12 protein-coding genes and 1 pseudogene are annotated in these 12,410 nt (G+C 63.0%); 4 read left to right on the plus strand and 9 right to left on the minus strand.

Features of this window, described 5'->3' with window-relative positions; all coding sequences use genetic code 11:
• Positions 1-31 precede the first annotated feature (31 nt).
• Positions 32-727, plus strand: coding sequence for a TetR/AcrR family transcriptional regulator (locus PQQ95_RS05245; protein ID WP_408435536.1), 696 nt, complete (start codon positions 32-34; stop codon positions 725-727).
• Between the two features lie 93 nt (positions 728-820).
• Here the strand turns inward: PQQ95_RS05245 and PQQ95_RS05250 are convergent, their stop codons facing one another.
• From PQQ95_RS05250 to aroQ, 3 genes are all read right to left on the minus strand, one after another.
• Complete coding sequence (locus PQQ95_RS05250; protein WP_408435537.1) at positions 821-2,191, minus strand: MFS transporter; 1,371 nt, start codon at positions 2,189-2,191, stop codon at positions 821-823.
• A 64-nt stretch (positions 2,192-2,255) separates the two neighbouring features.
• Positions 2,256-3,158, minus strand: coding sequence for a shikimate dehydrogenase (locus PQQ95_RS05255; protein ID WP_408435538.1), 903 nt, complete (start codon positions 3,156-3,158; stop codon positions 2,256-2,258).
• Entirely contained in the window at positions 3,155-3,610 is a 456-nt protein-coding gene (gene aroQ, locus PQQ95_RS05260) for a type II 3-dehydroquinate dehydratase (RefSeq protein WP_408435540.1), read from the minus strand. The genes PQQ95_RS05255 and aroQ overlap by 4 nt, the downstream gene beginning before the upstream one ends.
• Before the next feature lie 319 nt (positions 3,611-3,929).
• Between aroQ and PQQ95_RS05265 the strand changes: the two genes are divergently transcribed.
• The 3 genes from PQQ95_RS05265 to PQQ95_RS05275 all read left to right on the plus strand — a co-directional run bounded on the left by PQQ95_RS05265 (position 3,930) and on the right by PQQ95_RS05275 (position 6,859).
• The gene (locus PQQ95_RS05265) at positions 3,930-5,813 is read left to right on the plus strand and encodes a bifunctional sugar phosphate isomerase/epimerase/4-hydroxyphenylpyruvate dioxygenase family protein (RefSeq protein ID WP_408435542.1); all 1,884 of its coding nucleotides are present in this window, start codon (positions 3,930-3,932) and stop codon (positions 5,811-5,813) included.
• A 296-nt stretch (positions 5,814-6,109) separates the two neighbouring features.
• On the plus strand, positions 6,110-6,442 hold the full coding sequence (locus PQQ95_RS05270) for a hypothetical protein (RefSeq protein ID WP_169489642.1): 333 nt from the start codon (positions 6,110-6,112) through the stop codon (positions 6,440-6,442).
• A gap of 156 nt (positions 6,443-6,598) precedes the next feature.
• On the plus strand, positions 6,599-6,859 hold the full coding sequence (locus PQQ95_RS05275; RefSeq protein WP_408435544.1) for a hypothetical protein: 261 nt from the start codon (positions 6,599-6,601) through the stop codon (positions 6,857-6,859).
• Between the two features lie 8 nt (positions 6,860-6,867).
• Here the strand turns inward: PQQ95_RS05275 and PQQ95_RS05280 are convergent, their stop codons facing one another.
• The 6 genes and pseudogenes from PQQ95_RS05280 to PQQ95_RS05305 all read right to left on the minus strand — a co-directional run bounded on the left by PQQ95_RS05280 (position 6,868) and on the right by PQQ95_RS05305 (position 12,189).
• Positions 6,868-7,197, minus strand: a complete 330-nt coding sequence (locus PQQ95_RS05280) for a hypothetical protein (RefSeq protein ID WP_408435546.1) — start codon at positions 7,195-7,197, stop codon at positions 6,868-6,870.
• 12 nt (positions 7,198-7,209) lie between these two features.
• Complete coding sequence (locus PQQ95_RS05285; RefSeq protein WP_115777001.1) at positions 7,210-7,977, minus strand: AraC family transcriptional regulator; 768 nt, start codon at positions 7,975-7,977, stop codon at positions 7,210-7,212.
• Positions 7,978-8,245: 268 nt separating this feature from the next.
• A complete protein-coding gene (locus tag PQQ95_RS05290) occupies positions 8,246-9,541 on the minus strand; it encodes an FAD-dependent oxidoreductase (protein WP_408435548.1) in 1,296 nt (431 codons plus the stop codon).
• 323 nt (positions 9,542-9,864) lie between these two features.
• Positions 9,865-10,116: pseudogene (locus PQQ95_RS05295) on the minus strand ((2Fe-2S)-binding protein); the annotation flags it as partial.
• Positions 10,109-11,236 (minus strand): NAD(P)/FAD-dependent oxidoreductase, encoded by a 1,128-nt coding sequence (locus PQQ95_RS05300; protein WP_408436102.1) that lies wholly within the window; start codon positions 11,234-11,236, stop codon positions 10,109-10,111. The pseudogene PQQ95_RS05295 and the gene PQQ95_RS05300, both read right to left, overlap by 8 nt.
• Positions 11,233-12,189 (minus strand): 4-hydroxyproline epimerase, encoded by a 957-nt coding sequence (locus PQQ95_RS05305; RefSeq protein ID WP_408436104.1) that lies wholly within the window; start codon positions 12,187-12,189, stop codon positions 11,233-11,235. Before PQQ95_RS05305 ends, PQQ95_RS05300 begins: the two co-directional genes overlap by 4 nt.
• Between the last annotated feature and the right edge of the window lie 221 nt (positions 12,190-12,410).

Raw genomic sequence — 12,410 nt, forward strand, 5'->3', positions numbered from 1 at the left:
GAATGCGCCGTCACTGCCGCTCGAATACACAATGAAAAAGGGAAGCAAGGCCGCCGAGCCTGATACCAACGGCATCGCGTCCGACGCTCCGCGTCCCGACGCCCGGCGCAAGTACGACCCCGAACAGACGAAGCGCAACATCCTCGACGTCGCGACCCAGGAGTTCTCCGCGATGGGGCTGACCGGTGCGCGCGTCGACGCGATCGCGGAGCGCACGAACACGACCAAGCGCATGCTGTACTACTACTTCGGCAGCAAAGAAGGGTTGTACCAGGCCGTGCTGGAAAAAGTGTACGGCGACATTCGCGCGCTCGAACAGGATCTGCACGTCAGCGAACTGGATCCGATTGAGGGCATGCGCGCGCTGGTCGAGTTTACGTTCGACTATCACGATCGCCAGCGCGATTTCGTGCGCCTCGTGACGATTGAGAACATTCATGGCGCGAAGTACGTCGAGCAGGTGAAGACCTTCAAAGGCCGCAACGTCACCATCATTCATACGATCGAAGACCTGCTCTCGCGCGGCATTGCGGCGGGCCTTTTCCGCAGCGACATCGATGCGATCGACCTGCACCTGATGATCAGCTCACTGTGCTTTCACCGCGTCGGCAACCGCCATACTTTCGGTACGGCGTTCGGCCGTGATCCATCGCACCCGCGCCTGCGCGCGCGTCATCGCGCGATGATCGTCGACGCCGTACTGCGTTTCGTGCGCAAGGAAGACTGAGCCGGGCATGAAACAAAAAAGCGGGACGTGGCGTAAGCCAGGTCCCGCTTTTTTTGTTCAACCCGTTCGAACCGTTCAAACGATACGAGCCGTTCAGTCCACCAGCACGATGCGCTTGATATCGCCGACGATAAAGATGTACGACAGCGCGCCGACCAACGCGACTGCACCGATGAACACCAGCGCACCGACAAACGAACCGGTTGCCGCAACGATGAAACCCACCACCAGCGGCGTCACAATGCCGGCCAGATTGGCAGCAAAGTTGAAGATGCCGCCGGTCACGCCGAGCAGGCCTTCGGGCGCGATGTCCGACACCAGCGTCCAGCCCAGCGCCGCCATCCCCTGTGCAAAAAACGCCACCGACAGAATCTCGATCACCACCACGTTGCTCTCGACATAGTTGGCGAGAATGATCGTCGACGCGAGCAGCAGGCCGGCGATGATCGGCAGCTTGCGCGCCACATTCGCCGAGGTGCCGCGACGCAGCAGCCAATCGGAGAAGATGCCGCCGAACATCACGCCGACCGATGCGGCAATGAACGGCATGATCGCGAAGAAGCCGATCTTCAGCCACGCCATATGGCGTTCGGTGGCGAGATACGTGGGAAACCAGGTGAGGAAGAACACCAGCGTCGAGTTGCCGGCGAACTGGCCGAGACAGATGCCGGCCAACTGACGATGCTTAAGCAGGCGCCCGATGGTGCGCCATTCGAATCCGCTCTTTGCCGCTGCAGCCGGCGCGCCGGAAAAATCGGCGTCCTTCTTCCCGTGCGTCAGACCGCCGCCGGCTTCGATATAGTCGAGCTCCGCCTGATTGACGGACGGATGATCGTGCGGCTCGCGATAGAAGATCCACCAGATCATCCCGAACACGAGGCCCACAGCGCCCACCACGTAGAACAGCGAGCGCCAGCCGAATGCGCCCATCAGCATGAACAGAAACGGGCTGAAAAACGCAAGGCCGATATATTCGCCGACGGTGTAGGTGCCGGTCGCCATCGCGCGTTCGCTCTGCGGAAACCAGGTGGCCACCACGCGGCTATTGGTCGGAAAGCACGGCGCTTCCGAGACGCCGAGGCCGAGACGGAGCACGAACAACGCGCCGATGCCATGCACGAGCCCTTGCGCCAGCGTGAACAGCGACCAGAATGTCATCGACAGGAAATAGGTCAGCTTGCTGCCGAAGCGGTCGAGGAAAAGACCGCCCGGAATCTGCGAAGCCACATAGCTCCACGAGAACACGGAGAACAGCAGCCCCATCAGCGCCGCGTTGATGCCGAGTTCTCTTGTCAACTGCGGCGCCGCGATGCCGAGCACCGTGCGGTCCAGATAGTTGATCATCGTGCCGACCGCCAGCAGCGAGAGAATCTGATAACGGGCTTTCGAACGACGCACGGTGCTCGCCGTGGCATTCGACTGGGCCGTGGCGTGGCCGGGGGTCGATTGAATGGGTTGTGGCATGGCGTCTCTGTCTCCTCGGTCTGGTGGTGTACCGGCTGCGGTGCACGGCTCGCGTGCCACCGGTTTAGCGTTGCAGCAAGGACTGGAAATGCGTGTAAACGCGCTCGGCGTCGGGTTCCAGGCCCGTGAAAATGCGCATCGCGTCGACCGCCTGATAGACCGCCATGCCACCACCGCTCAGCGTGCGGCAGCCGAGCGCTTCGGCGGCCTGCAGCAGTGCGGTGCGAATCGGGAAATAGACGATGTCCGCTACCCACAAACCGCGGTGCAACAATTCGACCGGCAACGGCAAGCCCGGCAATTTCGCCATGCCGGTGGGCGTTGCGTGAATCAGGCCGTTAGTGGCGGCCAGTGATTCGGCTAGCGAGTTGCCGGCGTTGACAGTGGACGCAGGGAAGCGTTTCTGCAATTCCGCGGCGAGCGATGCGGCGCGTCCGGCGTCCACGTCGAATAGCGTGAGCGTTTGTGCGCCCATCGTCAAAGCGGCGTGCGCGACCGCTGCACCCGCGCCGCCCGCGCCCAGTTGCACGACCCGCTCCAGCGACACGTCCGGCAGGCCGCGCTGAAACGCGCGGGCGAAACCGGACCAATCGGTGTTGTGGCCGATACGTTTGCCGTCCTTGAACAGCACCGTATTGACCGCGCCGAGTGCGCGCGCGTCGTCGGAGAGTTCGTCGAGCAACGGAATGACGGCCTGCTTGCACGGATACGTGATGTTCAGTCCGTTGTAGCCCATGCGTTCAGCGGCGACGAGCAAATCGGCAAGCGCCGTGATGTCCAGCTTCAACGCTTCCAGATCGATGCGGCGGTACACATAATGCAGGCCGAGCTGGCTGCCCTCTTCCTCGTGCATCGCGGGGCTGAGCGATCCGCCGATGCCCGAACCGATCAGACCGACGAGAAAGGATTGGGGGCTGGCTTGAGCATGAGCCTGGGTGTTCGCCTGGATATTCGCTTGTGTGTTCATTTAGCCACCCTATTCTTCAGGATGACCGCCATCCGCTCCAGCGCGAGCACATAGCCCTGCGTGCCGCATCCAATGATGATTGCCTCGGCCACCGCCGACACGTACGAGTGATGCCGGAACGCTTCGCGGCGATGCACGTTTGAAATATGCACTTCGATGACGGGCTTTTCGATCGCGGTGAGCGCATCGGCGATCGCTACCGACGTATGCGTGTAAGCCGCCGGATTGATCACGATGCCGTCGACCTTGGTGCGCGCCGCATGCAGCCAGTCGATGAGCTGGTGTTCCGCATTCGATTGGCAAAAATCGACCGACAGATCCAGCCGCTCGCCCGCATCGCGGCAGAGCTTCGCGACGTCGTCGAGCGTTTCCGACCCATAGATGGCCGGCTCACGCGTGCCGAGCAGATTGAGATTCGGTCCGTTGAGGACCAGCACTGATGCAAAACTCATGACGACCACTCCTGCAAAAGTAAGGCATAAAGCGGGCCACAGCACGCGCCGCGGCTCTACAACGTGAGCGCAGTGTGCGCGCATTGCCGGCAACCGTCATTCGGGGTTTATACGAATTTGTACCATCTAGTTAGTTTGTATAGACTGTCGAAAAATTGCGCTATATTGGGTTCTTCTGGCCTTTGTATTGCTGTTTTAAGGTAACTAGCTAGACCATTTTCGCATTGCAGCATGGCGGACCACAAGACATGCGGACGCCGCACGGCGGCCACTTCGCGCCATCCCGACCACCGTTTCATTGTTTTTGCAGGAGCCGTTCATGCAACGTTCGATTGCCACCGTGTCGATCAGCGGGACCCTCGTCGAGAAGTTGACCGCAATCCAGGCGGCCGGCTTCGAAGGCGTCGAAATCTTCGAGAACGACCTGCTGTATTTCGACGGCTCGCCCGCCGACGTGCGGCGCATCGCCGAGGATCTCGGGCTGAAGATCATGCTGTTCCAGCCGTTCCGCGACTTCGACGGGGTGAGTCCGGAGCGCCTCGAACGCAATCTGGATCGGGCGAAGCGCAAATTCGACGTAATGCACGCACTGGGCACGGACCGGATTCTGGTGTGCAGCAATGTGTCGCCCGATACGATCGGCGATGATTCGCTGATGACCGACCAGCTCGGCGCACTGGCCCGCGCGGCGGAAGCGGCCGGCGTGATTGCAGGCTACGAGGCGCTCGCGTGGGGCAAGCATGTAAAGACCTACCGCCATGCATGGAAGCTCGTGAACGCGGTGAATCATCCGAATCTCGGGCTCGTGCTCGACAGCTTTCACACGCTGTCGCTGAACGATACGGTGGACGGCATCGCCGGGATTCCGGGCGAACGTATCGCCTTCGTACAAATCGCCGATGCGCCGAAGCTCGCCATGGACGTGCTCGAATGGAGCCGCCATTACCGCTGTTTCCCGGGTCAGGGCGATTTCGATCTGGCAGGCTTCACCGCGCAGGTCGTGAAAACCGGTTACACCGGACCGCTTTCGCTCGAAATTTTCAACGACGGTTTTCGCGCAGCCCCGACCACCATCACCGCGGCGGACGGTCATCGTTCGCTGCTGTTCCTCGAAGAGCAGACTCGCGCGCTGCTTGAATCAGCCCGGCAGCCGGTCGGCGATCTCTATCAATCGCCCGCTGCGCCCGCGCACGTCGGCTATCAGTTTCTCGAGTTCGCGGTCGACCACACCACCCGCGCGCAGCTCGCCGACTGGCTCGGCAAGCTGCGCTTCCGTCAGGCCGGCCAGCATCGTTCGAAAGATGTGACGCTGTTTCAGCACGGCGCGGCGTCGATCGTGCTGAACGCCGAACCGGACTCGTTCGCCAACGCCTTCTTCCAGCAACATGGTTTGTCGCTGTGCGCGTCGGCGTTTCGCGTGGACGACGCCAATCAGGCATTCGAGCGCGCCGCCGGGTTCGGCTACGCACCGTTCTCCGGCCAGATCGGCCCGAACGAGCGCGTGCTGCCGGCCGTGCAGGCACCCGACGGCAGCCTGAACTATTTCGTCGACGAAACGCCGGACCAGCCCACCCTGTTCGAAGCCGATTTCGTGCTCACCGACGTCAACGGTCCGAGCGAAGTCGGGCCGCTCACGCGCATCGACCACGTTTGTCTGTCAGTGCCGGCGCCTTCGCTGGATACGTGGGTTCTGTTTCTGCGCACCGCGCTCGGCTTTCAGGCTGAATCCGGCGTGCTGGTGCCCGACCCGTACGGGCTGGTGCGCAGCCGCGCGCTGCGCAGTCGTGACGGTTCGGTGCGCATCGTATTGAATGCCTCGGTGGACCATCACACGGCGGTGGCTGAGGCATTGCACACCTACCACGGCTCGGGTCTGAACCACGTCGCGTTCAGCACCGGCGACATTTTCAGCTCGATTCCCGAGTTCATTGCCGACGGTCTGCCGGTGTTGCGCATCCCGCGCAACTACTACGACGATCTCGCCGCCCGCTATGCGCTGCCGGATGAAACGCTCGAGGCGCTGCGCGCGCACAACATCCTGTACGACCGGGACGAACGCGGTGGCGAGTTCTTCCACGCGTACACCGAGCAGTTGGATCAGCGCTTCTTCCTGGAGATTGTCGAACGGCGCGGCGGCTACGACGGCTATGGCGCGGCCAATGCAGCCGTGCGGCTCGCTGCGCAGGCCCAGCGCCGTCGATAGGATCTTTTGCGCAACGCGCAAGTTCATGCCGGCAGCGCAGAGGGTTGCGGTTGCGGTTGCGGTTGCGGTTGCGGTTGCGGTTGCGGTTGCGGTTGCGGTTGCGGTTGCGGTTGCGGTTGCGGCCTGCCGTCTACCGCCTTCGGATTCAAGCGGATCGGGCACGGCCCATGCTTCCTCGGCTTAGGCCGACGCGCCGCACCGATATAATGGCGGCTGATCCACGGCCCGGTGCCGCGCGCACTCGGCCCATGCGGACGACGCGCGAACCGTCGGCCGAATGAAACGCCAGGAGAGATATGAAGAAGTTTGCCGTAGTTCTGTCAGTTCCCCTGCTTCTCAGCGCGTGCGCGTACTTCCAGAAAAATCCGGATGCCGGCGAACCCGTCACGGACACCACCACGCAACGCTCAGTCAACGACGTGGTCGCCTGTCTGACGCAAGTGGCGACCAGCCACAACGCCGCGTTCAAATCGACAGCAATCCCGCAAGGCCAGATGCTTGACTTCGGCGATTCGAATATCGTCAAGGTCCGCAGCGATAACGGCGCGACGACTTATCGCTTCTACGCCGGCAAGCGCCATGTGGGCAATCTGTGGATTGAATCGGCGAGCAAAACCTGCGCACCGTAAGGTAAGCAAAGGTAACAATCAGCCATGTGTAACGATCGGTAACTTGTTCCGACGCAATCATAGTGTCACGGTGTTACATCACAATGGTGTCTTAAGAATCGTTTAAGACTTCATCCGCATGATCCACCCGACACTATCCCGCACAAGGTGCGCTCCATGAACCAGCCCGATCACAACACGAACGACACGCCAGCACCGGCGAAACGGCCCACGATTCTGCGCCGCCTGCTGAGCCACCACGAACTGGCCACGCTGCTGCTGTTGCTGCACGCACCGATCGACGCATCCGCGAAACCCGAAATTCCGCAGCTTTACGAAGCCGGCTTGATCGAAACGGTCTCCAGCGACGCAGGCGCCTCGCAGATCCGTCTGACGCCTGAAGGCAATGCCGTGCTGCGCGGGCTTGGCGTGAGATAAGACCTGCCTTACGCCTGCCATACGCCGTACCCCGCCTCACGCAGTCCAATCGCCAATTCCACTTCCATATCCTGTGCGCCGCGGTAAGGCATTGGATTGAACACCTCGTACAATTCGGGCATGAGGCGCAAGCCGTAATCGCGCACATAGCGATTTGCCTGAATGCCGGCCTTATGCCGGTCGAATCTCAGATCCGGGTCCAGCCCCGTCATTCCCACGTACACGCAAGGCTTGTCGAACCGGTAATCCGGATTCGCGCGGCGAAAGCGCGCCTCGTTCCAGACCGTGTCGTCCAGCGCGACGACGTAGACGTAGTAGTGATGCTTGCGGCGAACCATGTAGGCGGCGGCTCAGCTTCGCGAGGTTCCGTGCAGCAGCATCCGGTACTCGGTCGGCGTCACGCCGACGGTCGCCTTGAATTGGCGCGTAAAGGCGCTGTGGTCGGTGTAGCCGCAAAGCGCGGCGACGTCGGTGACCTTGTCGTGCGAAACCAGCAGTGCGGTGGCGGCGTCCAGCCGCGTTTTCAACAGCACCTGACGCGGCGTCAAATGAAACACTTTGTGAAAGTAGCGCTCCAGTTGCGCCACCGACATATCCGCCATGGCGGCCAGCTGTTTCAGATTCAACGGCTGCACATAGTTTTCCTGGATGGATTGCACCACGGCGGCTAGCCGGCTGTAAGCGGGATGACTGCTTTCGTCCGCTTTCAGGTCGCGGGAAATGCCGGCGAGGCCGACCACCTTACCCGCCGGATCGCGCAACGGCTGCTTGCAGGTCAGGCACCAACCCGGCTGACGGCCGGGATACAGGTGCAGTTCCAGTTGATCGATCATCTGGCTGCCGACGTTGATGATCGCTTTGTCCTGGGCGGTGTAGATGCGGCCGAAGCGGCGCGGGAAGACGTCCTCGGCGGTCTTGCCGAGCAACGCGGACTTTTCCTTGAAGCCACAGCGCGAAGCCAGCGTGCGATTGACCAGCGCATAGCGGGCATGCGCGTCCTTGACGAAGAATACGACGTCCGGCATCGCGTCGAACACGGGCTCGAGCAGTGTGAAATGCGACAGCATGCCGGACAGCGTTGCGTCGTCCGGTTCGAGCGGATGAGCCAGCGTGTTCATCGTGCGGGTTCCGTGGTCGGGGCGGTTGTGCTGGTTTGTGCGTTGCAGCCGGGTGGTCACGACGCGCAGTTGATTATAGGGCTGCGCAACTGGCAGGAATATTCAGTGGGCTGAGGGACGCGGCGGTTGCTCTGCTGGAGGTGGTCATTCTGCTGGGGGTGGTTACTCTGCCGGGGGTGGTTACTCTGCCGAGGGCGGTTACTTTGCCCGGGGTGGCTACTCTGCCGAGGTGGTTACTTTGCCGGGGCGGTTACTCTGCCAAGGGCGGTTACTCTGCCAAGGGCGGCTCCTCGCCGACCGCCATCAACGTGCCGATTTGCGCCGGACTGAACGGAGGCCTCGGCGCCGCGGCTTGCCAGCCGAAATACAGCGACGCCGCGGCACCGCAGATGCGTCCCTGGCATGCTCCCATTCCACAGCGCGTATGCAGCTTGGCCGCGCGCCAATCCGGATAAGCGCGCACCTCGCCGAAGCTGACGTCTTCACAACGGCAGAGCAACGTGGCGTCGTCGGGCGGCGTGCGTGCGGCGGTCCGCAGGGAAAACGCCGCGCCGACGCGCTTCGCGAAACGCAGCCATCGAACTCGTTGGGCCTGCAGGGCTGCATGGTTTGCCGAGATGCGGCTTGCCGGAGCGCCGCTCGCGAACAGCCCGGCGATCTCGCCCTCCACACCCGACAGCTCCGCGCCGCCGATGCCCGTGCATTCGCCTGCCGCCAGCACGCCGTCGACGGACGTCCGTTGCTCATCGTCGACGACGATCTCGCCCGCTTCGGTGATCGCACAGCCGAGCGCTTGCGCAAGCGTGATGTTCGGCACGAGTCCATAGCCGCAGGCGATGCGGTCGCAGTCAAGCGTCAACTCCCGCTGGCCGCGCAGGATCGTCACGCGCTCGACGCGGCCAGCGCCATCCGCGCGCCGGACAATGCTGCCGGTCCAGTAGCGCACGCCCGCAAAGCCGCGTGTCATCGCACCGGCTTGCCGCAACTTCGCCGGCTCACCGAGCAGAGAAACGCCGAAGCGGGCGACCTCGAACGCCGATGCCTGCTCGACCACCGCCACCACTTGCGCCCCGGCAGCACGCGCGGTGGCAAGCGCCGCGATCAGCAATGGACCGCTGCCCGCGATCACGATCCGTTCACTACGTACTGGCATGCCGCCTTTGATGAGTGCCTGCAGCGCGCCCGCACCGGTCACACCGGGCAATGTCCAGCCGGCGAATGGTAATAGCCGCTCGCGCGCGCCGGTCGCGAGAATCAACCGATCGTAGCTGATCGACGCGCCGCCATGCTCGGCGGACTCGAGCAGCAAACCGCGTGGCCCCCAAGGGGCGATCACGCGAGTCGACGGCAAAAGGGTGACGTTGGGTTGCATCGTCAGGCTGGCGAGCAGGCCCTGTAGAGGCGCTTGCGGCGTATGGCCGGGACCTTGTCGCCAGATTTGGCCGCCAGCGCGCGGATTGTCGTCGAGTAGCGCGACTATGGCGCCTTCGCGCGCCGCTGCCTGCGCAGCGTGCAACCCCGCAGGACCGGCGCCCACTACGACGATATCGAAGTGCTGCGTCATCGTTTGCCTGTGGGGATTGAGGGGGTAATGGCGCCAGTTGCGTTGGTTGCGTTGGTTGCGTTGGTTGCGTTGGTTGCGTTGGTTGCGTTGGTTGCGTTGGTTCCGCTGGGTCCGCTGGGTCCGCTGGGTCCGTTAGGTCCGTTGGTGCTGTTGGTGCTGTTGGTGCTGTTGGTGCTGTTGGTGCTGTTGGTGCTGTTGGTGCTGTTGGTGCTGTTGGTGCTGTTGGTGCTGTTGGTGCTGTTGGTGCTGTTGGTGCTGTTGGGTCCATGGGCGTTTCGAAGCCCGCTGGATACGTTGGCCGCATCGGCGGCCCTGCTCACGGCAGTGCAAACCATCTGCCCTTCCCGGCAAAGCGTCTGGCAGGCCAACGCATGTGCCCGACCGTCGATCGTGACACGGCACTCCTGGCACACGCCCATCCCGCACAGTGCGGCGCGCGGCTGGCCGCTGACCGACGTCCGCGTGCCGCCCGCTCCCGCCATGACAAGCGCCGCAGCGACGGTCGTACCCGCTTCGACCTCGACGCTTCTACCGTCGATCATCAAGCGCAGGCGTGCTGCATCAGCATTAGTCATGGGCGGCCTTTTGCGCAAAACGGACCGGCAAGTACGGCTCGACAGGAATCGGCGCGACGTCCCCCGTGATTTGCGCGGCGAGCAATCTTGCGGTCGCCAGTGAGGTCGTCACGCCAAGGCCTTCGTGCCCGACTGCGAGCCATACGCCCGGTGCAGAATCGTCGGCCGGACCGATCAACGGCAAACCATCGGGCGACGCCGCACGAAAACCGGTCCACGCGCGAATGCCATTGAGTGTCGGCAGAACCGGCAGATAGTGAGCCGCACGCCGCAACATCTGCGCAAGCACCGGCATGTCGACGGCGGGGTCGGTTGTATCGAACTGGCGCGACGAACCGATCAGCAACTGCCCTGTAGGCCGCGGCTGCGCATTGAATGCCACCGAGGTGCCGGTCGCGTGATGCGCGCTCTTGATATAGCTCAGTTCGAGCAATTGATGGTGAATAAGCTCGGGGTAACGGTCAGTGATCAGCAGATGGCCTTTCTTCGGCTTCAATGGCAGCGACCGCAGCAGTTTCTGAGCGTCCAGGCCATTGGCCACGATCACCTTTGCAGCACTGATGCGTTCGCCATCGGCCAGCGTCACATCGCCGCCACTGACTGCAGTAACTCGCGCGCCAAGCCGCATGCGGATATTCCCCGCTCCTGAAGATTGCGTCAGCAGCCAGCTGGCCACAGTGGGCGCATATACGATGCTGTCGTGCTCGATTCGCAAGCCGCCCGCCATCGATTCCGCCAGCGCCGGCTCACAAGCGCGCAACGCAGCCGCGTCGAGCAGCTGCGCGGAGACGCCCTGCGCTTCGAAGGCGGCATGCATGACGCGGGCAGCTTGCCATTCCTCATCGTCGGCGGCGACCCACACCGTGCCGCAGCGCGCGAACGCGTCGCACGTGCGCAACTGCGGCGCGAGTTCCTGCCACAAGTCGCGTGAATAGCGGCTCAATGCGAATTCCGCAGGCGAGTCGTTCATCACGACGATATGGCCCATGCCCGCCGCCGTCGCGCCGCTGCCAATACCCTGGGCGTCGAGTACCTCGACCCGCATTCCGAGCGCGGCCAACTCAGCCGCGCAAGCCGCGCCGACAATGCCAGCCCCGACGATCAGCACGTCCGCCGTCATGCCGTGCGGATGCCCCACGCAAACGGATCGCGCTCGTCGAAACACAAACGCCCCTCGGCCATGATGTGCGCGTGGCCGGTGATGGTCGGAATCACCGAGACGCCATCGCCGGCGTGACGATAGCTCGCCTCGAATACGCTGCCGATAATGCTCTCCTGCCGCCACACCGCGCCTTCGGCCAGCTTGCCGTCGGCGGCGAGGCAGGCGATTTTCGCGCTCGTGCCGGTGCCGCACGGCGAGCGGTCGTATGCGTCGCCAGGACAGAGGACAAAGCTGCGGCTGTCGATGCCGTCGCGCGAGCCGGGCCCGAAGAGTTCGATGTGATCGATCAAGGCGCCGTCCGCGCCGGTGATGCGCTGCGCGATCAGCGCATCACGGATGGCCGCACTGAATGCGGTCAGCTCGGCAATACGCGCCGCCTCCAGCGTGCGCCCGTGGTCGGCGACGAGAAAAAACCAGTTGCCGCCCCAGCCGATGTCGCCACGCAACCTGCCGTAGCCCGGCACGTCCACCTGCACGCCTTGCCGGAAGCGATAAGCCGGCACGTTGCGCACGGCCACACTGCCGTCCTCGTTGAGCGTCGCTTCGACAATACCGACCGGCGTCTCGATCCGATGAAGACCCGGCCCGATCCGCCCCATGTGCGCGAGAGAAACGACGAGACCGATCGTGCCGTGCCCGCACATGCCGAGATAGCCGACGTTGTTGAAGAAAATCACGCCGGCCGCGCACGCGGGGTCGTCCGGTTCGCACAGCAGCGCGCCGACCACGACGTCCGAACCGCGCGGCTCGGTGACAACGCCCGCGCGCCAGTCGTCGAAATGCGTGCGAAACACGTCGAGCCGCTGCGCCAGCGTGCCGCCGCCAAGCGCCGGTCCACCCGATACCACCAGGCGGGTCGGTTCACCGCCGGTGTGCGAGTCGATGATGTCTAGGGTTTTCATGATGCACATGGTAGGAATACCGGGCGCGCGAGTCTTGGCGTGCATCATCGTGGATTGTGACGATTTCAGCATAAGTATTCTGCCCGTTCATCCACATGTCGGTTCTTGAAAACGGGAAAGACCATGCTTTGAGCCGTGTACGGCGCGTCGCATCAAAAAGGACGTGCAAAGCTCTGTCCATACGCCCTCAACATACTTCGCGTTTTGTCCTGAAATAAGCGCTATGCCCG

This window comes from Paraburkholderia caffeinilytica (assembly GCF_046030355.1).
Lineage (GTDB): Bacteria > Pseudomonadota > Gammaproteobacteria > Burkholderiales > Burkholderiaceae > Paraburkholderia > Paraburkholderia caffeinilytica_B.

Excerpts from the sequence above, each read along its gene's own strand:
- PQQ95_RS05245 (WP_408435536.1), top strand. The coding sequence starts at position 32 with ATGAAAAAGGGAAGCAAGGCCGCCGAGCCTGATACCAACGGCATCGCG.
- PQQ95_RS05250 (WP_408435537.1), bottom strand. The coding sequence starts at position 2,191 with ATGCCACAACCCATTCAATCGACCCCCGGCCACGCCACGGCCCAGTCG.
- PQQ95_RS05255 (WP_408435538.1), bottom strand. The coding sequence starts at position 3,158 with ATGAACACACAAGCGAATATCCAGGCGAACACCCAGGCTCATGCTCAA.
- aroQ (WP_408435540.1), bottom strand. The coding sequence starts at position 3,610 with ATGAGTTTTGCATCAGTGCTGGTCCTCAACGGACCGAATCTCAATCTG.
- PQQ95_RS05265 (WP_408435542.1), top strand. The coding sequence starts at position 3,930 with ATGCAACGTTCGATTGCCACCGTGTCGATCAGCGGGACCCTCGTCGAG.
- PQQ95_RS05270 (WP_169489642.1), top strand. The coding sequence starts at position 6,110 with ATGAAGAAGTTTGCCGTAGTTCTGTCAGTTCCCCTGCTTCTCAGCGCG.
- PQQ95_RS05275 (WP_408435544.1), top strand. The coding sequence starts at position 6,599 with ATGAACCAGCCCGATCACAACACGAACGACACGCCAGCACCGGCGAAA.
- PQQ95_RS05280 (WP_408435546.1), bottom strand. The coding sequence starts at position 7,197 with ATGGTTCGCCGCAAGCATCACTACTACGTCTACGTCGTCGCGCTGGAC.
- PQQ95_RS05285 (WP_115777001.1), bottom strand. The coding sequence starts at position 7,977 with ATGAACACGCTGGCTCATCCGCTCGAACCGGACGACGCAACGCTGTCC.
- PQQ95_RS05290 (WP_408435548.1), bottom strand. The coding sequence starts at position 9,541 with ATGACGCAGCACTTCGATATCGTCGTAGTGGGCGCCGGTCCTGCGGGG.
- PQQ95_RS05300 (WP_408436102.1), bottom strand. The coding sequence starts at position 11,236 with ATGACGGCGGACGTGCTGATCGTCGGGGCTGGCATTGTCGGCGCGGCT.
- PQQ95_RS05305 (WP_408436104.1), bottom strand. The coding sequence starts at position 12,189 with ATGTGCATCATGAAAACCCTAGACATCATCGACTCGCACACCGGCGGT.